Origin of the sequence: Burkholderia arboris, from assembly GCF_038723655.1 — a bacterium.
Lineage (GTDB): Bacteria > Pseudomonadota > Gammaproteobacteria > Burkholderiales > Burkholderiaceae > Burkholderia > Burkholderia arboris.
This window is the reverse complement of sequence record NZ_CP109821.1, coordinates 2,561,256-2,585,870: the sequence shown is the minus strand read 5'-3', so window position 1 is coordinate 2,585,870 and position 24,615 is coordinate 2,561,256. Positions and strand designations below refer to the sequence as shown.

21 protein-coding genes and 1 tRNA gene are annotated in these 24,615 nt (G+C 63.9%); 12 read left to right on the top strand and 10 right to left on the bottom strand.

Annotated features, from left to right (window positions below):
* Positions 1–84: 84 nt before the first annotated feature.
* From OHZ10_RS12100 to OHZ10_RS12075, 6 genes are all read right to left on the bottom strand, one after another.
* Positions 85–321 carry a (2Fe-2S)-binding protein gene (locus OHZ10_RS12100; RefSeq protein ID WP_039370093.1) on the bottom strand — a complete coding sequence of 79 codons (237 nt, stop codon included), beginning with the start codon at positions 319–321 and terminating at the stop codon, positions 85–87.
* Positions 322–472: 151 nt separating this feature from the next.
* Complete coding sequence (gene murI / locus OHZ10_RS12095; protein WP_059233638.1) at positions 473–1,336, bottom strand: glutamate racemase; 864 nt, start codon at positions 1,334–1,336, stop codon at positions 473–475.
* A gap of 28 nt (positions 1,337–1,364) precedes the next feature.
* Entirely contained in the window at positions 1,365–1,841 is a 477-nt protein-coding gene (bfr, locus tag OHZ10_RS12090) for a bacterioferritin (RefSeq protein ID WP_043188739.1), read from the bottom strand.
* A gap of 193 nt (positions 1,842–2,034) precedes the next feature.
* Positions 2,035–3,558, bottom strand: coding sequence for a fumarate hydratase (locus tag OHZ10_RS12085; protein ID WP_006762441.1), 1,524 nt, complete (start codon positions 3,556–3,558; stop codon positions 2,035–2,037).
* Positions 3,559–3,592: 34 nt separating this feature from the next.
* Complete coding sequence (locus tag OHZ10_RS12080) at positions 3,593–4,201, bottom strand: TIGR00645 family protein (RefSeq protein ID WP_059233639.1); 609 nt, start codon at positions 4,199–4,201, stop codon at positions 3,593–3,595.
* A gap of 113 nt (positions 4,202–4,314) precedes the next feature.
* Positions 4,315–5,223, bottom strand: a complete 909-nt coding sequence (locus OHZ10_RS12075) for a DMT family transporter (RefSeq protein ID WP_174994537.1) — start codon at positions 5,221–5,223, stop codon at positions 4,315–4,317.
* Between the two features lie 318 nt (positions 5,224–5,541).
* Between OHZ10_RS12075 and acs the strand changes: the two genes are divergently transcribed.
* From acs to OHZ10_RS12060, 3 genes are all read left to right on the top strand, one after another.
* Positions 5,542–7,524: an acetate--CoA ligase gene (gene acs / locus OHZ10_RS12070; RefSeq protein ID WP_174994536.1), complete on the top strand. Its 1,983-nt coding sequence runs from the start codon at positions 5,542–5,544 to the stop codon at positions 7,522–7,524.
* 83 nt (positions 7,525–7,607) lie between these two features.
* Positions 7,608–7,952, top strand: coding sequence for a DUF4212 domain-containing protein (locus tag OHZ10_RS12065; protein WP_342702584.1), 345 nt, complete (start codon positions 7,608–7,610; stop codon positions 7,950–7,952).
* A gap of 3 nt (positions 7,953–7,955) precedes the next feature.
* Positions 7,956–9,971 (top strand): sodium:solute symporter family protein, encoded by a 2,016-nt coding sequence (locus OHZ10_RS12060; protein WP_059233643.1) that lies wholly within the window; start codon positions 7,956–7,958, stop codon positions 9,969–9,971.
* A 28-nt stretch (positions 9,972–9,999) separates the two neighbouring features.
* On the opposite strand, the gene OHZ10_RS12055 is transcribed toward OHZ10_RS12060, so the two are convergent.
* Positions 10,000–10,602 carry a hypothetical protein gene (locus OHZ10_RS12055; protein WP_059233644.1) on the bottom strand — a complete coding sequence of 201 codons (603 nt, stop codon included), beginning with the start codon at positions 10,600–10,602 and terminating at the stop codon, positions 10,000–10,002.
* Between the two features lie 99 nt (positions 10,603–10,701).
* Positions 10,702–11,322, bottom strand: a complete 621-nt coding sequence (locus tag OHZ10_RS12050) for a DUF2939 domain-containing protein (RefSeq protein WP_059233645.1) — start codon at positions 11,320–11,322, stop codon at positions 10,702–10,704.
* A 211-nt stretch (positions 11,323–11,533) separates the two neighbouring features.
* Here OHZ10_RS12050 and OHZ10_RS12045 point away from each other — a divergent pair, with 211 nt between their 5' ends.
* Positions 11,534–11,746 (top strand): hypothetical protein, encoded by a 213-nt coding sequence (locus OHZ10_RS12045; protein ID WP_256085085.1) that lies wholly within the window; start codon positions 11,534–11,536, stop codon positions 11,744–11,746.
* Between the two features lie 241 nt (positions 11,747–11,987).
* Here the strand turns inward: OHZ10_RS12045 and OHZ10_RS12040 are convergent.
* Positions 11,988–12,078 (bottom strand) — tRNA-Ser (locus OHZ10_RS12040).
* 57 nt (positions 12,079–12,135) lie between these two features.
* Positions 12,136–14,316 (bottom strand): TonB-dependent siderophore receptor, encoded by a 2,181-nt coding sequence (locus OHZ10_RS12035; protein WP_342702582.1) that lies wholly within the window; start codon positions 14,314–14,316, stop codon positions 12,136–12,138.
* A 349-nt stretch (positions 14,317–14,665) separates the two neighbouring features.
* On the opposite strand from OHZ10_RS12035, the gene OHZ10_RS12030 reads away from it, so the two are divergent.
* The 8 genes from OHZ10_RS12030 to OHZ10_RS11995 all read left to right on the top strand — a co-directional run bounded on the left by OHZ10_RS12030 (position 14,666) and on the right by OHZ10_RS11995 (position 24,533).
* Positions 14,666–15,295 carry a LysE family translocator gene (locus tag OHZ10_RS12030; RefSeq protein WP_342702581.1) on the top strand — a complete coding sequence of 210 codons (630 nt, stop codon included), beginning with the start codon at positions 14,666–14,668 and terminating at the stop codon, positions 15,293–15,295.
* 45 nt (positions 15,296–15,340) lie between these two features.
* A complete protein-coding gene (locus tag OHZ10_RS12025; RefSeq protein ID WP_059233648.1) occupies positions 15,341–15,754 on the top strand; it encodes a hypothetical protein in 414 nt (137 codons plus the stop codon).
* A gap of 238 nt (positions 15,755–15,992) precedes the next feature.
* Entirely contained in the window at positions 15,993–18,770 is a 2,778-nt protein-coding gene (locus OHZ10_RS12020) for a type VI secretion system Vgr family protein (protein ID WP_342702579.1), read from the top strand.
* Between the two features lie 23 nt (positions 18,771–18,793).
* Positions 18,794–21,055 carry a T6SS effector phospholipase Tle3 domain-containing protein gene (locus OHZ10_RS12015; protein WP_059233650.1) on the top strand — a complete coding sequence of 754 codons (2,262 nt, stop codon included), beginning with the start codon at positions 18,794–18,796 and terminating at the stop codon, positions 21,053–21,055.
* Positions 21,052–22,533 (top strand): virulence factor, encoded by a 1,482-nt coding sequence (locus OHZ10_RS12010; protein ID WP_256085084.1) that lies wholly within the window; start codon positions 21,052–21,054, stop codon positions 22,531–22,533. Before OHZ10_RS12015 ends, OHZ10_RS12010 begins: the two co-directional genes overlap by 4 nt.
* A 9-nt stretch (positions 22,534–22,542) precedes the next feature.
* A complete protein-coding gene (locus OHZ10_RS12005; protein ID WP_081051805.1) occupies positions 22,543–22,806 on the top strand; it encodes a PAAR domain-containing protein in 264 nt (87 codons plus the stop codon).
* 47 nt (positions 22,807–22,853) lie between these two features.
* A complete protein-coding gene (locus OHZ10_RS12000; RefSeq protein ID WP_342702577.1) occupies positions 22,854–24,191 on the top strand; it encodes a virulence factor in 1,338 nt (445 codons plus the stop codon).
* A 33-nt stretch (positions 24,192–24,224) separates the two neighbouring features.
* Positions 24,225–24,533, top strand: coding sequence for a hypothetical protein (locus OHZ10_RS11995; RefSeq protein WP_342702575.1), 309 nt, complete (start codon positions 24,225–24,227; stop codon positions 24,531–24,533).
* Positions 24,534–24,615 lie beyond the last annotated feature (82 nt).

The window sequence follows — 24,615 nt, the reverse complement described above, 5'->3', positions numbered from 1 at the left end:
AGCCGCTGGCTCGCGCAGACGATGGCTTGCTGACGGTCAAGACAAAAAATGCGGCCTGGGCCGCATGCGCACACTCGGCGCGGGTCAGGCAGCCTTGCGTTCGTAGAAGGTGACCGGGATCGGGTGAGCGTGATGCTCGACGCCACACCGGCTCGCACAGACGCCTTGTTCGGCCATGAGGTCGCGTACGGACTCCTCGCACTTGCCGCAGCACGTGGCCACGCCGAGCTCGAACTGGAGTTCATCGAAAGAGTTCACGCCCTCTGCGAGGGACGCGCGAATCTTGCGATCGGAAACAGACTTGCACACGCAGACGATCATGGTGAGTTGCGATAGCTAACGTTAATGCGAATTATTATCATTAAATTTGCGGGCGTTGACAAGCCTGGGTCGGGCTTTTTTTAAGGTCATCGGACCCTTGAAACGGCGGGGAGCGGCGGAGCCGCGGCAGGAGCGGGCGTGCGGGCCCGCGTCAGGCGGTTGCGCAGGCTTGCGCGTTCGGCGAGGAAATGGTGACGGATTCGACCGGCGCATCGAGGCCGAGCAATGTCGACGCGAGCGCCTGCAACTGCCGGCCGTCGCCGGTCGAGCAGAAGCGGGGCGGGGCGACCGGCGTGCCTGCAGGTGCGCGCAGGCCGTGCTGGTCGAGCACGCGCACGAGCTGGCGTGCGATCGCGTCGCTCGTGTCGATGATCGCCATGCGGTCGCCGACAATGTCGCGAATCGTTGCGGTGAGGAACGGGTAGTGCGTGCAGCCGAGGACGACCGTATCGGCGCCGTCGTCGAGCATCGGTTGCAGATAGCTGTCGAGCAGCGCGCGCAGCGCGGGCGAGTCCGTGTCGCCGCTCTCGATCGCCTGCACGAGCCCGTGGCCCGGCTGGCAGATGAAGCGGCAACCGGCGCCATGGCGCTCGAGCAGCGTCTGGAACCGGGCGCTGCGCAGCGTTGACTGGGTGGCGAGCACGCCGGCGACGCCGCTCGCGGATTGCTGGACGGCCGGCTTGATGCCCGGCTCGACGCCGACGAGCGGAATCGCGAGATGCTCGCGTACCGCCGCGATCGACTGGGCCGTCGCCGTATTGCAGGCGACCACGAGCGCCTTCGCGCCCTGCCGGACGAACCATTCGCCGATCGCGAGCGTGCGCTCGGTGATGAACGCGTCGTCACGTTCGCCGTACGGGATGTAGCGCGTATCGGCCGTATAGACGAACGACTCGCCGGGCAGGTGCGCGCGCGCGGCGCGCAGCACCGACAGGCCGCCGATCCCCGAGTCGAAGATTCCGACAGGAGCGGCGGCGCGCATCGCGGGAGCGGCTGGATGGTTCGTCATCGTCATGCGGACGGTGCGGCGGCGGACGGGCCGATTACTCGGCCGAACCCATCATCGTTTGCTGGTAGTTCTGCAGGCCGACCTTGCCGATCAGGTCGATCTGCGTTTCCAGCCAGTCGATGTGCTCTTCGGTGTCGTCGAGGATCTTTTCGAAGATCTCGCGCGACACGTAGTCGCGAACCGATTCGCAGTAGGCGATCGCTTCCTTGCAGGTGGACTGCGAGATCTGCTCGAGCTTCAGGTCGCACTTCAGGATCTCTTCGGTTTCCTCGCCGACGAGCAGCTTGTGCAGATCCTGCAGGTTCGGCAGGCCGTCGAGCATGAACACGCGCTCGATCAGCCAGTCGGCATGCTTCATTTCGCCGATCGACTCGTCGTACTCGTGCTTGCCGAGCTTCTCGAGGCCCCAGTGCTTGTACATGCGGGCATGCAGGAAGTACTGGTTGATCGCCGTGAGCTCATTCTTCAGTTGGGCGTTCAGATATTCGATGACTTTCTTGTCGCCTTGCATGGCTGTTCCTTGTTCAGTGGGGCTTCAGAAACCGAACGATAATCGCTCGAACGAGAAAAGCCAAGCCTCAAAGCCTTGTCTGGCCTGCCTTTTGCGTGTAATGAGAATCAGCCTCGAATGACCGGCCGGACACAATAATGAGAATGAGAAGTAAAAAGGCCGGACTTCCGTCCGGCCTATCGTTCGATCGCGCTTAAGCGGTCGCGACCGGGATCTTGCCGATCTTCGCCTGCCACTCCTTCGGACCGGTCTGGTGCACCGACGTGCCCGACGAATCGACGGCGACCGTCACCGGCATGTCCTGTACGTCGAACTCGTAGATCGCTTCCATGCCGAGGTCTTCGAATGCGAGCACCTTCGCGCCGCGGATCGCCTTCGACACGAGATACGCCGCGCCGCCGACCGCCATCAGGTATGCAGCCTTGTGCTTCTTGATCGCGTCGATCGCGACCGGGCCGCGCTCGGCCTTGCCGACCATCGAGATCAGGCCCGTTTGCGCGAGCATCGTCTCGGTGAACTTGTCCATGCGGGTGGCCGTCGTCGGGCCGGCCGGGCCGACCACTTCGTCACGCACCGGATCGACCGGGCCGACGTAGTAGATCACGCGGTTCGTGAAGTCGACCGGCAGCTTCTCGCCCTTCGCGAGCATGTCGGCGATGCGCTTGTGTGCGGCGTCGCGGCCGGTGAGCATCTTGCCCGACAGCAGCAGCGTCTGGCCCGGTGCCCAGCTGGCGACTTCTTCCGGCGTCAGCGTGTTCAGGTCGACGCGCTTGCTGGTTTCCGTGTTCGGTTCCCACTGGACCTTCGGCCAGGCGTCGAGCGACGGCGCTTCGAGCTTGGCCGGGCCCGAACCGTCGAGCACGAAGTGCGCGTGGCGCGTGGCCGCGCAGTTCGGGATCAGCGCGACCGGCTTCGAGGCCGCGTGCGTCGGTGCCGCCATGATCTTCACATCGAGCACGGTTGCCAGGCCGCCGAGGCCCTGTGCGCCGATGCCGAGCGCGTTGACCTTCTCGTGCAGCTCGACGCGCAGTTCCTCGACCCAGTCCTTCGGGCCGCGCGCGATGATTTCCTGGATGTCGATCGGCTCCATCAGCGATTCCTTCGCCATCAGCATCGCCTTCTCGGCGGTGCCGCCGATGCCGATCCCGAGCATGCCGGGCGGACACCAGCCCGCGCCCATCGTCGGGACCGTCTTCAGCACCCAGTCGACGATCGAGTCGGACGGGTTCAGCATCACGAACTTCGACTTGTTCTCCGAGCCGCCGCCCTTCGCCGCGACCTGCACGTCGACCTTGTCGCCCGGCACGATCTCGTAGTGGATCACGGCCGGCGTGTTGTCCTTCGTGTTCTTGCGGGCGCCTTCCGGCGGATTGACGATCGATGCGCGCAGCACGTTGTCTGGGTGCGTGTAACCGCGGCGCACGCCTTCGTTGATCATGTCGGTGAGGCCCATCGTCGCGCCGTCCCAGCGCACGTCCATGCCGACCTTCACGAAGATCGTGACGATGCCGGTGTCCTGGCAGATCGGGCGCTTGCCTTCCGCGCACATGCGGCTGTTCGTGAGGATCTGCGCGATCGCGTCCTTCGCGGCCGGGCTCTCTTCCAGCTCGTACGCGCGGCCGAGGGCCTGGATGTAGTCGAGCGGGTGGTAGTAGCTGATGTACTGCAGCGAATCCGCGATGCTCTGGATCAGGTCTTCCTGTTTGATGACGGTCATGGCTGAGACTCTGTGAGGACTGTGGGGAATGCGTTTATGCGTTGACGGCTGCTTCGGCCGTCTTGCGGGACGCAGCCGCGACGGGCGCATGCGTCTCGTGGAAATGGGCCGGGTGCGTGTGCGTCGTCAGGCGGTCGACCCACGCCATCACGAGCGCCGACACGAGGAACGACACGTGGATGATCACCTGCCACATGATCGCGTGCATCGTGTGCTGGTCGGGGTTGATGAAGGTCTTCAGCAGGTGGATCGACGAAATGCTGATCAGCGCCATCGACAGCTTGACCTTCAGCACGCCCGCGTTCACGTGGTCGAGCCACTCGGGCTCGTCGGGATGGCCCTCGATGCCGAGGCGCGACACGAACGTTTCATACCCGCCGACGATCACCATGATCAGCAGGTTCGAGATCATCACCACGTCGATCAGGCCGAGCACCGCGAGCATGACGCTGATTTCGTCGAGGCCCGTCGCATGCGACAGCAGGTGCCAGACTTCCTTCAGGAACAGGAACACGTAGACGGCCTGCGCGACGATCAGGCCGAGGTAAAGCGGAACCTGGAGCCAGCGGCTCATGAAAATCAAGGCGGGAAGCGGACGAAGCGGGCGACGGGCGGGGCGGCCGGGCGAATGCGGGGCGGACATGATGGCGGTGCGGGCGCGGTGCGCAGGTATCGGGGGTAATCTTGAAAAGGCGCGCTATTGTAACGCGTCGGCCGGCGCGGCTGCAGCGACGCGCCGGCGGTGCCGGGGACGGATCAGGACGCGGCGGCCGGCACGCGTTTCACGCGCAGGCTCGCGAGCACGATGCCGGCGACGACGCAGGCGAGCGCGATGCCGTGCGCGAGCGTCGGGCGCTCGCCGAGGAAGGCGATGCCGTAGGCGGCCGCAGCGATCGGCAGCACCGCGCTGAACACGCCGGCGAGGCTGCCCGGCACGTGGCGGATGCCCTTCATCCACAGCCAGAACGAGAAGATGCTGGCCGACAGGCCGTACCAGACCACGAGCGCCCAGGTGCCGGCCGGCACGCTCGCGTAATCGAAATGCCACAGCGCCGTCGCGCCGAGCGGCAGCATCAGGCACAGCCCGAACAGATGGGTATACGCGCAGATGTCGATCGGCGCGAGCGTCTGCGTGAGCCGGCGCGACAGGATCACGTAGATCGATTCGCAGCACACCGCGCCGAGGATCAGCAGGTTGCCGGTCAGCGAGCCGGATGCGTCGCCGTGGGCGCCATGCCCGGTTGTACCGCCGTTGGCGAGGTTGATCGTCACGACGCCGGCGATCGCGAGCGCGATCGACACGAGCGCACGTCCGTTCGGTTTTTCACGCAGGATCAGCCACGCGAACAGCGCGACGATCGCCGGGATCGTGCTCGTGATGACGCCGGCCGCCACCGCGCTCGTGCGCTGCACGCCGTTGAGCATCAGCAGCGTGAACATGAAGGTGCCGAAGAAGGCCTGCAGGAACAGGTTCAGCCACTCGCCGCGCTTGACCGCGCGCATCTTCACGGGGCTGAACAGCGGCCACAGCACGGCGATCGCGATCACGAAGCGCAGCGTGGCGAGGATGGCGACGGGGACGAATGCAACGATGGATTTACCGATACCGACGTTGCTGCCGACGAACAGCATCGACAGGATGAGGAAGAGGGCGTAGCGATTCAAGCTGGAATCCGGAAGGCGAGTTCAGTTACGATTGTAGGGTCGCGGTTGTAACAGCGTAAAGCTGGCCGTCATGCGATGTCGTCCGGTGCACGAAACGACCTTGCCGCGTAAGTGACGGGTAAGTTCGAGCGCTTATCGTGGACACTGCCGGGCCGCATGGTCACGTTCGCGTGATGTGGTGCGGTGCAGCATCGTGCGCAGCCTTCGTGGCCGCGTGCGGGTGGGTGGGAGACAGCGGCGCGCATGCGCCGGCCAAGACACGCGGCGCGCATGATCGCGCCGCCATGCAGAGGATTCATGTTCACCAAGGGGTAGTCGATGTCTGCGATTGAATCGGTTCTTCACGAAACCCGTCAGTTCGCGCCGCCCGCGGCGCTCGAGAAGGCGGCGACCATTTCCGGCATGCCGGCCTACCGTGCGCTCGCCGCCGAGGCCGAGCAGGATTACGAGGGCTTCTGGGCGCGTCTCGCGCGCGAAGGCCTCGCGTGGCACAAGCCGTTCACGAAGGTGCTCGACGAGAGCAACGCGCCGTTCTACAAGTGGTTCGACGACGGCGAGCTGAACGCGTCGTACAACTGCCTCGACCGTCACGTCGAAGCCGGCAACGGTGAGCGCGTCGCGGTGATCTTCGAGGCCGACGACGGCACGGTCACGCGCGTCACCTATGCGGATCTGCTCGGCCGCGTGTCGCGCTTCGCGAATGCGCTGAAGAAGCGCGGGATCGGCAAGGGCGATCGCGTCGTCATCTATATTCCGATGTCGATCGAAGGCATCGTCGCGATGCAGGCCTGCGCGCGCATCGGCGCGACGCACTCGGTCGTGTTCGGCGGCTTCTCCGCTAAATCGCTGAACGAGCGGCTCGTCGACGTCGGCGCGGTCGCGCTGATCACGGCCGACGAGCAGGCACGCGGCGGCAAGACGCTGCCGCTCAAGAGCATCGCCGACGAGGCGATCGCGATGGGCGGCTGCGAAGCGGTGAAGAGCGTGATCGTCTATCGCCGCACCGGCGGCAAGATCGACTGGCACGCGGACCGCGACCTGTGGATGCACGACATCGCGGACGGCGAGTCCGACACGTGCGCGCCGGAGTGGGTCGGCGCCGAGCATCCGCTGTTCATCCTGTATACGTCGGGCTCGACCGGCAAGCCGAAGGGCGTGCAGCACAGCACGGGCGGCTACCTGCTGTGGGCCGCGCAGACGATGAAGTGGACCTTCGACTGGAAACCCGACGACGTATTCTGGTGCACGGCCGACATCGGCTGGGTCACGGGCCACACGTACATCACCTATGGTCCGCTCGCATGCGGCGGCACGCAGGTCGTGTTCGAAGGCGTGCCGACCTACCCGGACGCCGGCCGTTTCTGGAAGATGATCGGCGATCACAAGGTTACCGTGTTCTACACCGCGCCGACCGCGATCCGTTCGCTGATCAAGGCGGCCGAAGCCGACGACAAGGTGCATCCGAAGAGTTACGACCTGTCGAGCCTGCGCATCATCGGCACGGTCGGCGAGCCGATCAATCCGGAAGCGTGGATGTGGTATCACAAGCACGTCGGCCAGGAGCGCTGCCCGATCGTCGATACGTGGTGGCAGACCGAGACGGGCGGCCACATGATCACGCCGCTGCCGGGCGCCACGCCGACCGTGCCCGGTTCGTGCACGCTGCCGCTGCCGGGCATCATGGCCGCGGTGGTCGACGAGACGGGCCAGGACGTGCCGAACGGGCAGGGCGGCATCCTCGTCGTCAAGCGTCCGTGGCCTGCGATGATCCGCACGATCTGGGGCGACCCGGAGCGCTTCAAGAAGAGCTACTACCCCGAGGAACTCGGCGGCCGCCTGTATCTCGCCGGCGATGGCACCGTGCGCGACAAGGACACCGGCTACTTCACGATCATGGGCCGGATCGACGACGTGCTGAACGTGTCGGGTCACCGGCTCGGCACGATGGAGATCGAATCGGCGCTGGTGTCGCACGAGCTCGTGGCCGAGGCGGCCGTGGTCGGCCGTCCGGACGATACGACGGGCGAGGCGGTCGTTGCGTTCGTCGTGCTGAAGCGTTCGCGCCCGGAAGGCGAGGAAGCGGCGGCACTGGCGAAGACGCTGCGTGACTGGGTCGGCAAGCAGATCGGGCCGATCGCGAAGCCGAAGGACATCCGCTTCGGCGACAACCTGCCGAAGACGCGTTCGGGCAAGATCATGCGGCGCCTGCTGCGTTCGCTCGCGAAGGGCGAGGCGATCACGCAGGATACGTCCACGCTCGAGAACCCGGCCATCCTCGAACAGCTCACCGAAGTGCGCTGATCGTACCGGCTGCGCGTCTCGCGCACGAGCCCCTGCGCGGCAATCCCGATTGCCCGCGCAGGGGCTTTTTGCTACATAACGGCATGACCGTTCCGACCCGTTCGGCGCCTGCTGCGCCACCGCCCGTTCCCGAGCCGCTCGCGCGTGCCCATGCGCGCTACTGGCGTTTCAACGTCGCGCTGATCGCGGTGCTGATGGTGATCGGGTTCTCGGTGTCGTTCATCGTGCCGTTCTTCGGGCCCGCGCTCGCGGGCGTCCACTTCGCCGGCTTCAGCCTGCCGTTCTATGTCGGCGCGCAGGGGGCGATTCTCGTGTATCTCGTGCTGATCGTCGTCTACATCGGGCTGATGCAGCGCGCGGACCGCGCGCTGCGCCGGGCATACGACGACCACGCGGCGCACGCCGGCACGCCGAACGGCGGGCGCTGATTCATGCTGACGCATCGACTGATCCGCGCGTACGCGCTCTATACGCTGGGTTTTCTCGGGTTCGTGCTGCTGATGTGGCGGATCGAGCGCGCGACCGGCTCCGGCGTCTGGATCGGCTACGTGTTCCTGTTCGTGCCGATCGCCGTGTATGCGGTGATCGGGCTGTTGTCGCGCACGTCCGATCTCGTCGAATACTACGTGGCCGGGCGGCGCGTGCCGTCCGCGTTCAACGGGATGGCGACGGCGGCCGACTGGCTGTCGGCCGCGTCGTTCATCGGCCTGGCCGGATCGCTCTATTCCACCGGCTACGATGCGCTCGCGTACGTGATGGGCTGGACGGGCGGGTTCTGCCTCGTCGCGTTCCTGCTCGCGCCGTATGTGCGCAAGCTCGCGCGCTACACGATTCCCGATTTTCTCGGCACGCGCTTTTCGAGCACGGCCGTGCGCGCGCTCGCGGCCGGCGCGGCGATCCTGTGCTCGTTCGTGTATCTGGTCGCGCAGATCCAGGGGATCGGCCTGATCGCGACGCGCTTCATCGGCGTCGATTTCGCGATCGGGATCTTCTGCGGGCTCGCGGGCATTCTCGTGTGCTCGTTTCTCGGCGGGATGCGCGCGGTCACGTGGACGCAGGTCGCGCAGTACATCATCCTGATCAGCGCGATCCTGATTCCGGTGTCGCTGATCGCGATGAAGAACGGGCTCGGTCCCGTGCCGCAATTCAGCTACGGCAAGCTGATGGAGCGCGTCGCGGCGCGCGAGGCGCAGGTGCGCGATGCGTCCGGGGAGCAGCAGGTGCGCGACGCGTACCGCCGGCAAGCCGCGGACATCCAGACGCGGCTCGACCGGCTGCCGGCGTCCTATGCGGACGCACGCAGGCATCTTGCCGACCAGCTCGCCGACCTGCGGCGTCACAACGGGCCGCTGCGCGAGATCAGCCAGCGCGAGCGCGAGCTGGCCGATTTCCCGCGCGATCCGGCGGCGGCGCGGGTCGCGTGGACGCAGGCGCGTGACGACCTGCTTGCCCGTGCCGAGCCGCCCGTGCCGATGCACGAGCCGTTTCCCGCCGCGAGCGACGACGAACGCAAGCCGCGCGAGCGGAATTTTCTCGCGCTGCTGCTGTGCCTGTCGCTCGGCACCGCGAGCCTGCCGCACATCCTGACGCGCTACAACACGACCACGTCGGTCGCGTCCGCACGGCGCTCGGTCGGCTGGACGCTGTTCTTCATCGCGCTGTTCTACCTGAGCGTGCCGGTGCTCGCGGTGCTGATCAAGTACGAGATCCTCGCGAACCTCGTCGGGCGGCCGTTCGCGGAATTGCCGGCGTGGGTCACGCAATGGCATCACTTCGAGCCGGACCTGATCAGCGTCGTCGAGGTGATTCGCGACGGCATCGTGCACTGGTCGGAAATCCAGATGCAGCCGGACATGGTCGTGCTGGCCGCGCCGGAGATCGCGGGGCTGCCGTATGTCGTGTCGGGGCTGATCGCGGCCGGTGCGCTGGCCGCGGCGCTGTCGACCGCGGATGGGCTGTTGCTGACGATCGCGAACGCGCTGTCGCACGATGTCTATTACTGCATGGTCGCGCCCGATGCGTCGAGCCAGCGGCGCGTGACGATCTCGAAGGTGCTGCTGCTCGGTGTCGCGCTGTTCGCGTCGTACGTCGCGTCGCTCAATACGGGGAAGATCCTGTTTCTCGTCGGTGCCGCGTTTTCGCTGGCGGCGTCGAGCTTCTTTCCGGTGCTGGTGCTCGGGGTGTTCTGGAAGCGCACGACGACGCGCGGGGCGATCGCCGGGATGGTGACGGGGTTGACGGTGTGCGTGTACTACATCGTGTCGACTTATCCGTACTTCACGCAGCTGACCGGGTTCGCCGGGCGCACGTGGTTCGGGATCGAGCCGATCAGCTCAGGCGTGTTCGGCGTGCCGGCGGGGTTTGCGGTGGCGATCGTCGTGAGTCTGCTCGATCGAAAGCCGGATGAATATACGCGGGCGCTGGTGGATTACATCCGGCATCCGTGACGCAGGGGCGGGCGTCGTATGGCGCGGGTCAGAGCGCGGAAGTCCCGAGTTCGGCACTCTTGGCCGTTTGCACACGACCGACATCGCAGCTTCCATCCGTCATGCCGTTTGCGTTGGGGATCGCGACGCAGACATAGGCACGAATGCCGTGTGGCAATGCCACGTGCCGAAACTCGCCCACCTTGATCGTCGCGACCCGGTCAACGGCAAACTGATCGGTAATCGGCGTCGCGCCCGCCGGGATCGACAGGGTCACTTCCGACGTTGCCTGGCCGGTTTGCGATTTCAGCGTCTGGCTGCCGGCGATATCCATCGTCACCGCGAAGCGTAGGGTCGCTTGCCCTTCGGACACGCGCTGGACGGTCACCGCGACCGCCGGCTTTGCGATGCCGGCGGTGCATTTGCCGGCAACGCATTCGCGAACGGAAAGGAGCGTGTGGAACGTCGGCGCAGGCTGACCGACGACCGACAGGTCGGTTGCGGACCCGCCGTCGCGTAGTACTTTCTGCGATGACGGAGCCGATGTGACGGCCACGGTGGTACTGATCGTCGGGGCGGACGTTACCGTCGCGCACGCCGACAGCATGGCCGAGATGCCGGCCGTCATGACGAACCGCAGGCTGAATCGCATGGACGTGACTCGCGGAGCCGAAACCTCCTATATCGTCAGATCAATGCGGATCTTTAGCGTGCGGCGCTCGGGATCTGCCGTGCGTCGCACGCCCGGCGATCAGTTCGAACCGAACTGGTCGATCGGCAGGTCGATGCCGCTCAGCTTCCACGACCAGAGGCCGTCACGCTTGAATACGAGCGTCACCTGGTCGACGGTTCCTTTCCGCGCAGTCGCGGTGACGGTCGACCAGTTCTTGTAGCGTACCGAATAGTCGACCTTCGGCGCCGTGTTGGCTTCGTGCGGCGCCGCGCCGCTGTCGGAACCCGCGTGAGTCGCTTCCGTCGGGGCGGCAGACGATGCGGGGGCAGCCGGGACACCGGCGGGGTGCGTGGGTTTGGCCGCTCCCTGGGCCATCATGGTCATGACGCCGGCCGGCGTCACCATCGTGTCGATGAGCTGATTCGCGAAACCCATCGCCACCATCATTCCCAGACCGGCGAATGAATTGCCTTTCATATCGGGCGAATTCGCCAGTTTCGATTGCACCATGGTCAAGAATTGACCACGCAGGCTTTCACGCAGCGACGGAAAGTCGACGTGCGACGAAAACGAGTCGGCATCCTTGTCCGTCATGGCCGATCGCATTTGATACATCGTGATGTATGGGCTCGCGTAACTGGAAGCGACGCCTGCGGCGATGGCGATTCCTGCGATCACGATTCGTGTTTTCTTTTTCATGGTCTCGGCGTGTGTCGATATTGTTTATCGGGAAAGCAGTTTAACGGTCGTGCGCCGGAAAGTTTGAGGCGTTGACTGTTCGCGCGGGGAATCGCTGCGCGGTTTCGCATGATGGCTGGAAGGGCGGCCGTGCCTGCGGTGGGGGAGATATCGTCCTGTCGGATGCAATGCTGCGTTCGTATCGTGCCAAGCGGCCGGATGAGTCGTCGGAATGCGATCGCCGTTCGATTTTGAATGGCGGATTAATTGGCGCATCGAGGCTGAAACGATATTGCCGCGATGGAAACCGCAGTTGAACTGCGTGGCCCGCGCGGGTGAGCGTGGCGAATCGGAATTGAAGACGTGGACGAAAGGCGTGCCGTCACCCGGATTGGCAGCTCCCTCGACCCTGTTCGACGACGCGCGGCGGGAGGGCGAACAATGAAGCAAGAGCCCGTCGGGGCAGCCTGCGCCGACGACTGGCGTGCGTTTTCGCAGGGAGAAATAAAAAAACGTGCCGAGAGGCCCGTTTTTACCGTGTGCCGGCGGAGAGGGGGATTCGCCCACACGGGCGCGGGCCGCGGATTCGCTTGCAGGCGAATCCCTTCGAATCCCCCGCGCAGGCCGAACGATCGGCTCGCTTCTCTCCGGAAACGAAAATGCCCGCTGGCGCGGGCATTGAATCCTGGCGGAGAGAGGGGGATTCGAACCCCCGATAGGCGATTAACCTATACACGCTTTCCAGGCGTGCGACTTAAACCACTCATCCATCTCTCCGGAAGACCGAGAGTATAGCAAACTCTGGCGGCAGCCCGCCACTCCCTTCGGTGCCCGTCAAAAATCCGTCGTCATCGACAGCCACACCGACCGCGGCTCGCCCTGCGTCAGATACCCGCCGGTCGCCGACGACCAGTACGCCTTGTTGGCGACGTTGCGCACGGTTGCGCGGAATGTCGTCTTCTTGCCGAACACGTCCGTCGCGTATCGCGCACCAAGATCGAAGCGGTCCCATGCATGGATCGACATCGTGTTCGCGACGTCCAGGTACTGCGGCCCCGTGTGGATCCAGCGCGCGGTCAGCGTGAGTCCGTTCAGCATCGGCACATCGTATTCGGCGTTCGCGTTGAACAGGAACGACGGCACGCCGATCGGCCGGTTGCCGTCGTTCGCGCCGCCCGCCGTGTTCTGCAGCGTCGCCTTGAGGTACGTCGCACCGGCGATCAACCGCACGCCTTTCCACGGCTCGCCGTACACGGCCGTCTCGATGCCGCGGTGCCGCTGCGTGCCGTCGGCGCCGAACAACTGCGACGCCGGGTCGGTGTACGCCATCGGCTTCTCGATCTGGAACAGCGCGAGCGACGCGCCGTACTTGTCGGTGTCGTAGCGGATCCCGGCTTCGTATTGCTTCGACCGGAACGGCGACAGCGCCTGGCCCGCATTGCGCGCGGTGTTCGGTGCGACTTCGCCTTGCGCGAGCGCCTCGCTGCGGTTCGCGAAGATCGACACGTTGCGCCAGGGCTTCACGACGAGACCGAATACCGGCGTCGTGATCGCGTCGGTGTACGTGGTGGTGACCGCGCCCGTGTAGTCGAAGTTGTCGACCGAAATCGACTGGCGGCGCGCGCCGATCGTGAACAGCACGCGGTCGTCGAGGAAGCCGAGCGTGTCGGACACCGCGAAGCTGCGCAGCCAGGTCTTCGTGATCGTGCCCGGATCGTTCATGTCGCCGCCCGAGTAGGCGGTCGCCGGGAACGCAACCGGCGCCGGATCGTAGAGCGTCGTCGGGAATGCGCTCGACATCGTGTACGCGGACTGGCTGTCGATGCGGATGAACGACGCGCCGGCCGTCACGAAGTGCGACACGGGGCCGGTCGTGAAGCGCCCGCGCACGCCGGCTTCGGCCGATTGCGCATCTTCCTTGTGCGGCACGCTCAGGCGCGAGCCGGTCGTGCCGGACGACGAGTAGGTCGGCGTGTAATAGTCGCCGTGTTCGTTCGTATGGCGCGCGCCGGCCGATACGTAGGCCGTCCACGCGGGCAGGAAATCGTACTCGGCGCGCACGATGCCGATCGTGTCCTCGAGCTCGCTGAAGCTCCACGGCTGCGCATAGTTGTGCGTCGCGGACGGTACGGCCGGCAACTGGTTGCCGCTGATCAGCACGACCGGGCGGCCGTTGTCGATCCGTTGCCGCTGATACAGGAAGTCGCCGTACAGGCGCAGCTTGTCGCCGCGCCAGTCGAGCGACACGGCCGTCACGTTGTCGCGGCGGCGCTCGCCGTCGACGGCCGTATCGCCGCCGTTGATCGACTGGTTCACGCGCACGCCGAACTGGCCTTCGCTGCCGAAGCGGCGGCCGATGTCCACATGCGTGCCGAGCGAACCGGATGTGGCGCCGTCGACGGTGACGCGCGTGAGCGGCTTGTCGTCCGCGCGCTTCAGTTGCAGGTTCACGCCGCCGCCGATCGCCGAGCCGCCCGGCGACGCGCCGTTCAGGAAGGCATTCGCGCCCTTGAACACGTCGACACGCTCGACCGCCTCGGTTTCGACGAGCTGACGCGGCGTGACGCCATACAGGCCATTCAGCGACACGTCGTCGCCGGCGAGCGTGAAACCGCGGATGACGAACACCTGGGAGAAATTGCCGTAGCCGGACGCGCTGCGCACGGCCGGATCGTTGTCGAGCACGTCGGCGAGCGTGTGTGCCTGCTGGTCCTCGATCAGTTTCGACGTGTAGGTGGTCATGCTGAACGGCACGTCGCTGGCCTTTTGCCGGCCGAGCACGCCGAAATCCGCGCCGCGCGCGACCTGGCCGCCTGCGTAGGTCGGCGCGAGGTCGCCAGGCAGCGGCTCGGCGGCGCCGGTCACGTTGATCGACGGCAGCACGGCCGCGTCGGGTGCGGCGCCGACGGCGGAAGTGGCCTGCTGGGCCAGGGCGACGGCAGGGACGGTACAGGCGAGCGCAATGCCGAAGGCAATCGGCGTGAGACGCCGGACGGGTAACGAAAGTGTCGACATGGGACGCAATTCGGATGTGGTCGGTGATCCATCCCAGGGCGGCAAATCGGAATCCGGGCGGCGTGGCGCGTCCGTACTGTCGCGGGCGCGGTTTTTATCGAGCGGCGGAGTCTAGCGTAAACGCGAATGATTGTCGTTTACTAAATGATCGACTGACTATTCGAGAAGGCGGGCGGTCGCCGTGCAGGATCGACGGCGCTCAGCCGCTGCGCAGGGATCGCGATGAACATGCGATCATTGACCGGCCGCATTCGTCGTAACAAATCGCGCGTGTCGATTTCTGTCCGCGTGGCTGGTGAACGACGATGCCATCCGCTCGGATCGCTCTCTTCAGAAGGAACGCCACGCCATGTCGCTCTCCGCCTTGCTCGCCTTTGCCCTGATCCTGTCCGTCGGCGTCGCGACGCCTGGCCCGACGGTGTTGCTCGCGATGAGCAACGGCTCGCGGTACGGATTGCGTCACGCGATGGTCGGGATGCTCGGCGCCGTCACGGCGGACGTCGTGCTCGTCGCGCTGGTCGGGTTCGGCCTCGGCGTGCTGCTCGAGGCGTCCGAAACGGCGTTCGTGACGCTGAAGCTGCTCGGCGCGGCGTGGCTCGCGTACGTGGGCATCCGGATGCTGATGTCGAGCGGCAGCCCTGCCGATGCGCAGGCGTGCGTACCCGCGACGCCCGATCGCCGGACCGCTTTCCTGAAGAGCTTCTTCGTCGCGATGAGCAACCCGAAGTACTACCTGTTCATGTCCGCGCTGCTGCCGCAGTTCGTCGACCGGTCACAGGCGATCGCGCCGCAGTACGCGATCCTTGCGGCGACGATCGTCGCGATCGACGTGATCGGGATGACCGGTTACGCGCTGCTGGGCGTGCATTCGGTCCGCGTGTGGAAAGCGGCCGGGGAGAAGTGGCTGAACCGTGTCAGCGGGTCGCTGCTGCTGATGCTCGCGGCGTACGTTGCGCTGTATCGCAAGGTCGCGCACTGACGCGGCGATGCAGCGGGAAAGCGGCACGCTGAAGGCCGTGCGGCGATGACGCCGGTCGATCGCTTCGCGCTCGAGACGCACGACGGGCCGTATGAAGCGTGGCCGCCGCGCACGCGTGTGCGGGTCGATGGCGTGCGTTCCGCGCTCGCCGTTTCCGGCTATGTGCTGTTGCGCCAGTTCGAAACGCCGGCCGCGTATCTGCTCGTCACCGACTACGACTGCCCGTTCGAGGAAGCCGTCACGTTCACGCTCGTGTCGAAGGATCCACTGAAGGTGCTCGCGCAGCGCACGGTCGGCGCGATGTATGCGTCGTTCTATCTGGACGACCTGACGTGGGCCGACGACCGGCATTTCAGCGCGACGTTCGTCGGGTTCGACGGGCGATGGGATTTCACGATTCGTGACCGATCCGTGCCGTTCGTCCTGCCCGGATTGGGCATGCGGCACGTACGCGGATGACACCGAGACGATGGTCGGGTGCCGCTGGATGATGCCCGAATCGATTCGAAAGACTGTGAATTTTTGAATCCGGCGGCCACCTTGCAACAAGGATTCTAAATCCTGTCAAAAAGCCGTCATCAACCTGACAAATTTGCTATGCTCGCCGAAAACCAGACGAGCGGCACTCCCAGGACGGACCGGCGTGCGTGATTGCTCGACGAATAACGAAGTAAAACAAAATCCTGAGAGTCACGCTGTGAATACAGCCGAATTGCTACGCACGTTTGCGTCCGGGGTGGTCGATCAGAACAATCGGCCGGTTCGCATGAACTGGGGGCCCGCTCAGAAGACGCTCGAGCAGGTGCTTGCGCTTCAGTATGCCGACATCCGCGAAGGGTTGATGACGGGCGTCGACGGGCATCTGACCTGCGTGTCCGCGCGGACCGATCTCCCGATCCGCAGCTTCATCGGGCTGCCGGTTTCCGTCGAGATGACGACCGATCGCGGGCGTCTGCACACCATCAACGGCATTGTCACCGATGTTCGCACTGGACAGTCGGACGGTTCGCTGACCTGCTACCAACTGACGATTCGCGACGTGCTGTCCGTGATGGAGCGGCGGACCAATTCGCGGCTGTTTCGCTCCAAGAGCCTGCCCGACATCCTGGGCGTGCTGCTTCAGGAGTGGCGCCAGCGCAGCCCGGCGCTCGCCGGCGCATTCGAATTCGACCTGTCCGGCCTGCAGGGTGAACGATACCCGGCGCGCGAGCTGACGCGGCAGGTCAACGAGTCGGACGCGCATTTCATCCGGCGGCTGTTGCGGCGCGACGGTGCGACCGTATTCGTCAAGGCGGGCAAGGCCGGCGAGCGGGCAAGCGGCAACGCGCATGACACGCCGGTTCACACGCTCGTCTTCGCCGACGACTCGATGAAGCTGCCGGAGACGGCCGCCGGTACCATCCGTTACCACCGCGACGCCGCCACCGAAGAGCGCGACTCGATCACGCTGTGGGCGACGAGCCGCAGCCTGATCCCAGGCAAGATCGTCCGGCCGACATGGGATTACAAGACCGGCCGGATGTCGCAAACCGAACAGGCGACGATCGTCGACCAGGGCGACGGCGGCAACGACCTCGGGCACTTGCTGGCCGACGCCGTCATCGATATCCCGCACGCGGGGGATTCGTCGTCCGACCTCGACCGGATCGGCAAGGACCGGATGCTGGCGCATGAACTGCGTGCCGAATCCGTCGACGGCGTGAGCAATGTGCGCGATCTGGCCGTCGGTCACTGGTTTGCGCTTGCCGAGCATCCGCAGCTCGACACCTTGCCGGCCGAACAGCGGCAGTTCGTCGTCACGTCGCTTCACCATCGCGTGCGGAACAACCTGCCGAAGGAACTGAACGAGCGCGCGCAGTCGTTGTTCGCGGCAAGCCGCGTGCTGTTCAACGCGGTGCCGGCCGACGTGAGCGGCAAGCCGGGCGATGAAAGCGACAGGCGCTACGAGAACACGTTCTCGTGCGTGCGGCGCGGCGTACCGCTGACGCCTGCCTACGATCCCCACGTCGACCTGCCACCCGTGCATCCGATGACGGCCGTCGTCGTCGGCCCGGAGGGCGAGGAGGTGTTCTGCGATGAAATGGGTCGCATCCGTGTGCGGATCCAGGGGCTGAATGCGGACGATCACGCGCACGCGCAGGGCGCCGGCACGAGCGGCACGCCGTCCGACAGCGCGCCGGTGCGCGTCGCCTGCGCGCTCGCCGGGCCGAGTTTCGGCGCGAATACGTTGCCGCGCGTCGGCATGGAGGTGCTGATCGGCCATATCGGCGGCGATCCGGACCGGCTCGTCGTGATGGGCGTGCTGGCCAACGGGCCGAACATGCCGGCGACCTTCAGCCATACGGGCGCGCTGCCGGGCAACCGTTACTTGTCCGGCACGAAGACGAAGGAAATCAAGGGGCAGCGCTACAACCAGATCCGCTTCGACGATACGCCTGGCCAGATCAGCAGCCAGCTGGCGAGCGAGCACGCGTACAGTCAGCTGAACCTCGGCTATCTGACGCAGCCGCGCGACAACGGGCAGGGTGCGGCGCGCGGCGAGGGCGCCGAATTGCGCAGCGATGCGCACGTAGCGATTCGCAGCGGCAAGGCGATGCTGATTTCTGCATGGGAACGGCTGCGCGCGAGCGACGGGCATCTTGCGCGGGACGAGTATCTGCAATTGATGCAGGAATGCGTCGAGCTGTTCAAGAGCCTCGGCGACTATGCGGGCCAGCACCAGGGCGTGGCGCCCGATACGCAGCCGCACGACTCGCTCATGACCACGGTGAAGGGCTGGCCGAATGGCGAGGCGTCCGGCGGCGGTGAATCGTCGGGCGCGTCGATGGCCGCGATCGGCATCACCGCGCCGGCCGGCATCAGCATGGCGACACCGAAGACCGTCACGACCCATGCGGGCGGCAACGTCGATGTCGTCGCGCAGAACCACCTTCAGTACACGAGCGGTCAGCGGATCAACCTGCAGGCCGGGCATGGCGTGGCGATGTTCGCGCACAGCGAGGGAGTCTCGGCGATCGCCAACCAGGGGAAGGTGGCGCTGCAGAGCCAGAACGACGATACGCAGATCGACTCGGCGAAGAACATCCAGATGACGGCGGGGGGCGGCAAGCTCGCGGGCATGGCCAGCGAGCAGGTCGTGTTCGTGACGTCGGGCGGCGCGTATCTGAAGCTGCATGGCGGCGATATCGAGCTCGGGTGTCCGGGGAGTTTCACCGTCAAATCCGCGTCGCATACGTGGGCCGGGCCGGCGAGCATGAGCGCCGATTTTCCGAAGTTCGACCAGGGCTCGCTGGGGCGCGTGCCGAAGCTGGTCCGGGCTACCGACGGGCAGCCGGTCGAGGGCATGGAAGCCGAGGTGCGCAAGGCGTCGGGCGAGTTGATCAAGGGGAAGACCGATGCGCAAGGCAAGCTGGCGCCGGTCAGCAGCGATCAGTTCGAACAACTGGCGGTGCGCTTCTTCAAGTCGAGAACCTGAGCTGAGTCTTCAAGAAAAACAACATGTTCAACTACAACTTTGCGCAGAACCCGAGCGGGCAAACGTCGGCTGACGATGCGTCGCAGACTTCAGTGGGCGGTGGGGCGGGGACGACGCTGTTCAATCGCAACGACCTCGAATGCGTGATGCAGATGCCGCTGCCGGGTGTGGTCATCTTCGTGCACGGGGTGAATTCTGAGGGCGAATGGTTCAAGGACGCCGAGCAGGGGCTGTGCGCCGGATTGAACCGGCGCATGGGGCGCTATGACGATCAACTGTTCCATTTCGGGCCAGTGGCCGGGCAGATGACGCCGGTCAGCTATATCGAGAGCCTGACGTCCGACGGCTTCCTGAATCCGGAAATGACGTCGAAGACGTACATCAAGCCCGATCCGTCCTTTTCTCCCGTCATTCATTTCCGGTGGGGCTATGCCGCCAATGCTGAGGAGCTGAAGGAGTATGGCGACAAGATCATGCTCAACGAGAAGAATTACTGGGGCGGCGGGCCGTTCGCGGGCGGGTGTTCGAGTCTGCCGGATCTGTGGAACGACGGGTTGCACGACCGGCTTTTTCTCTGGTTGACCGTCCAGCATATGAATTCGATCGGCAACCGCAAGATCTATTCGACGCCGCCGCGTACCTATGGCGTGCTGGGTGCGCTACGGCTTGCGCGCCTGGTCGAATCGATCCGCAAGCGCCAGGCCGACGTGCCGATCACGATCGTGTGCCACAGCCAGGGAAACATGATCGGTCTTGCCGCTGCGTTCCTCGGCGACCGGTTGCCGGAGGTGGAGGACCGGTGGGGCAAGAAAGGACGCTGCGTGGCGGACACTTATGTTCTTGCCAATCCGCCGTACAGCCTGGTGGAGAGCAACTTCACCGATACCTGGGCACAGCGCGGGGTACGCGACAAGAACGGACACGTGGGGCGCGAGACTTATGTCGCCCGCAAGGAAACGCTGAGGGAGTACTTCGATATCCTGCGCGCTCGAGCCGATCTGGAGATGCCTGCGGAGGATCTCGATCGCGCGATGGAAAACGCCAGACCGTCGGAGTGCGGGGGGAAGCCGTATAGCGCAGCCAAGGACCGGGAGGCGCACGGGTTGTACCAGAAGAATACCTACGGAAGAGTGACACTGTATTGCTGTCCGCATGATCAGGTCATTTCCGCCCTGACCGTTCAAGGGATCGGATGGCGCGGCATGAATATCGAAGAGATCAGTGCGACGAACGCGTGGGGTGTTTTCTCGCAACGTGTGTTCGCGTCGAATTTCGAGGTCGGCGGTGACAATAAGCTATACCGGTATTGGGAGGATGACTGGCGTAGTGGCAAGAACAAAACGGAGGGGTTTTGGTATCCCCCGTCACCGCCCGCGCGATACGGTTTTGCGCGAGGCATGCATTCCAACGAGGGGTGGTTCGCGAAGTTTGTCACGTTTGTAACGAGCCCCGCCCTCTACCTGTTCAACTTGTCGGACATGGAGGTCAATGCCCTGCCGCCGAAAGAATGGGAAATCCCGATTACGGCTCCGATGCTCGACAAGGAAACACGCTTCTTTCCAAAGGCGTTGCGTTACGGCAAACCATCAGGCGCTTGTGATGCGCACGGGAAACCGATCGAGGAAGGGCGCTTCAACGAGGGTTACGATCCGCCGTCGGCTGGCCGCGATGCCAATAAGGAGGGTAAGCGGGATGACGACCCATACGACAACTTCGACACGAAGTCGGAAAAATTTGCGACCGAAAGCGACGCGCTGAAAGCGCAGGGGGATGCCGCATCCGAGGCTGCGCAGCGGTACGAGGATCACTCCATTCTCCGTATGGAGGCGCGGAGATCCGGAAATCGCCGCTGGGTCGACAAAGATGGAAAGGTAGTCGGAGAGGACAATCCAGAGTCAGCAAGTGCTGACTACACCGAATGGCGGAACAAGGAGATTTTTCAGATTCTGAACGGTGGGGACAAAAATAACCCCACCAACCATTCGACCATCATGACCAACAAGGACCATGCTGAAAAGGCACTCGCTTATGATGTGGCAATTGGTCTTTGCTATCTGACGGAGCTTGATTTCTATAAGCTTCGCATTGAGGCTGACTGGAGGTTTATCGGTGATCTGGATGACAGTCATCCGAGTCAGAAATTTTCTGAATATCTCTCGTACGGTAAATATAAAAAGGATTTCCTTCAGAATTGGGTGAAGAAGGACAAGGATGCAATGATGCCATCTAAGATATATGACGAACGCGATGGAGGGCTTTTCCTGAAGATCGGGGGTATTCTGTGAGAGCGATCATCGCCACATGGCCTCGTCGTGTAGGAATGGCATGCGTTGTGATGATCGTAACCTCTATCGTTTCGCTTGTACTGGCGACTTCGACCGGTGATTCGACTGGTGGGCTATTGAATTTGGGGGAATTGATGAAGCGACTGGTGCTGCTGCCGGGACTTCTGGCAATTGTGGTGTTGGCGTTGACGACCGTTCTTGTAGCACCGAAAGCGATCGCTGCGCCGGCTGCCGGATCGGCTTCCGCAGGTGCGGGGGCAGAGCCGTCCAAGCCTTTCGTGGCTCAAGTGGTGGGCCTTGAGTGGATGAATCCACTGCAGAGGCGTGACTATCCGACAGAGTGGCAATTGTTGTGGACGCTGGGATTGGTGAAGCCGAACAACAACGACGATATGGTTCGGGCAAATCCGAAGAAATATTCGACGTTGCAAGCAATTTCTATTGTGGCCGATGGTCAATGGGGTAGTGAGTCATTTGTTGGGTTTTATAAGAAGTATGTTAGAAAATTGCTCGTGCTTTTTCGTGCTCGATATGTAACGAGTTCTGATTATTTTTATACGGTAAAGTCTGATAATAAAAAGGAGTGGCGCGAATTGGCTGGTGTCCGCGTCGAGCTCGCCATTCCGAAGGGGCGTCTGGATCCGGTGCTTGCCGGATCATTCTTGAGTGACGAAATGACCAATGCGTATGAGATCGGCAATCCGTCCGCGAAAGACCTATGGAGTCACGATACGCCGCCCGATGTGCATGTGACGACGGGCCAGGGGAATGCCGGCTTCACGTCGCTGAACGCGGCACTGGACTATCTGGCTGCCCACCCCGACAAAAGCGTGTGGGTAATGAACTGGGACGCCCCCAGCTTTCCGCCGAAGGATGAACAGATCAACGAGAACATGGTGGTGCTGTTCCTGGCGGGTCCGGACCTGAAGACGGAACGTGAGCCGCTTGCGTGGATCGGCAAAGCCGCGCGAAGCAACGTCAAGGATTTCGAGGCGAAGCAAGGCGCGAGCCGCGCGGTGCAGGCATGGAAGTCGACGCTCGATAAAGCGGCGATCAATGCAGGCGTGCCGGTGTCGTCGGTGAATTACATCGTGCACGACGCAGGCAAGGGCAGCGATGCTGCATCGACACGGATTGCCTCGCTGTCGCAGACGCTGACGGAAGTGCTGCCGGAATACGATTTCCGTACGCAGACCTTCAACACATCGGCGTTGCTCGGCGACATGGGAGCTGGCGCGGCGCTGACCGATGTGGCGCTGGCGATCGGCCGGGCGAATCACCTCGGCGGCAACGTGCTTGTCGCAGGAACGACCGACACCGAGCATCCGACGGCAGTGGTAGTCGTTGCGCCTTCGAAGCTGACGCCGATCGACGCAGGCAAGGACTGGTTCCGCGCACGCGGGGAGAACAACGCGTACTTGCCGTGGTGGGGCCGCCGTCATGACGCGCGTCCGGCATCGCAAGGCTATTCGGAATAAGGAGCACGCATGCGCGGAATCATTCGAGTCGGCGACGCGACGAGCCATGGTGGGCAGGTCGTAACTGGCAGCGCGGTCAGTGAAGTGATGGGGCGGCCGGTCGCCCGACTCGGTGATACGTGTGTCTGCCCGATCGCGGGCCATCAGGCCTGCTTTATCGCCGAAGGCGATCCGCAGGTCATCGTCGATGGCAAACCCGCTGCATTCGATGGCCACAAGACATCGTGTGGCGCGACGCTGATTTCGAGCCTGGCGTCGTCCGGACGGGGATGAATTGTCGAACCGGCCTCCGTCGTTGGCCGGTTCGACCAGGAATATTCATGTATCGCATTCTTGCCGGACGCTTTGGATTCGTCTCACTCGCCATGGCGGCACTTCTGTCGGGCTCGCCGTTGCGGGCCGAGACGAGTACTGCGCTGGCGCCATCTGTCGAAGAGGGGGCTGCCGCGCCGTTCGTTGCCCAGGTAGTCGGACTTGAATGGCTCAATCCGCTGCAGCGCCGTGACTATCCGACCGAGTGGCAATTGCTGTGGACGCTCGGGTTGGTGAAGCCGAACGTCGACGACGATATGGTGCGGACAAATCCCCAAAAATACTCGACGTTGCAGGCGATCTCTATCGTGGCGGATGGGGCGCGGGGGCGCGAGTCGTTCGTGGGTTTCTACGAGAAATATATTAGCGAACTTCTCGTGTTGTTTCGGACGCGCTATGTGATGAACCCGGACTATTTTTACACCGTCAGCTCGAAGTACAAGAGAGAGTGGCGCGAACTGGCCGGGGTGCGTGTCGAATTAGCACTTCCTGCCGGCCGGCTCGACCCGGTAGCTGCCGGAGCGTTCTTGCGCGACGAAATGGTGAGTGCGTATGAAATCGGCAACCCCTCCGCAAAAGATCTATGGAGTCGTGACACGCCGCCCGATGTGCACGTGACCTCGGGTCGGGGCAATGCCGGCTTCACGTCGCTGAACGCTGCGCTGGACTACCTCGCCGCGCACCCCGACAAAAGCGCATGGGTGATGAACTGGGACGCGCCGAGCTTTCCGCCGCAGGACGAACAGATCAACGAAAACATGGTGGTGCTGTTCCTCGCGGGTCCGGGTTTGAAGACCGAACGAGAGCCGCTCGCCTGGATCGGCAAGGCCGCACGGGGCAACCTTCGGGATTTCGACGGGAGCAACGATGCAATGCGTGCGGCGCATGCGTGGAGATCGACGATTATCGATGCGGCAGCAAGCAATGCCGGCGTCACGGTTTCGTCGCTGAACTATGTCATTCATGACGCGGGCAAGGGCAGCGATGCCGCGTCGGCAAGGGCTGCGGCCTTCTCGCAAGGACTCGCGGAAGCCTTGCCGGAAAACGACCTTCGCGGAAATACCTTCAACACGTCGGCATTGCTCGGTGACATGGGGGCCGGTGCGGCCTTGACCAATGTGGCACTCGCGATCGGTCGCGCGAATCACCTCGGTGGAAACGTGCTCGTGGCGGGAACGACCGACGCCGAGCATCCGACTGCAGTGGTGGTGGTCGCGCCATCGAAGCTGACACCGATCGACGCCAGCAAAAACTGGTTCCGCGCTCGCGGCGGAAACAACGCGTATTTGCCGTGGTGGGGCCGTCGTCACGATGCGCGTCCAGCGTCGCAAGGCTATTCGGAGTAGGACCTGGCGCAGGCGACTGCCGCAATACATCGCATGTCCGCACGTCAGGCATCGACGGATACGCCGTCGACCGATGCGGTGCGACGTCCCTCCGGCGTTAAGCAATCTGTAACAATCAGCGGAATAGCGAGAAGCAAATTCTTTCAAATTACTTTCTATTTCTTGTTGCTGGTACTTCCCGAGAAATCCGGATTCTCGCTCCATCAAGGCATTGGCCCCCGCGTCACCAGAAGCGTCATCGAGGTTTTCATCGAATACATTACAAAGCGTATGGCGATTGAAAGATTTGCGTCGCTTGACGCACCGCACCGTCGCCATTTATTGTCCGTCTGCCGCCCGTGAGAGAGCACGACGGCAATCGCGGATGCGCGCCTTGCGCGCACGACGACAACACGTAGCAAAAAGCAGAAAAGGAAACGTGGTA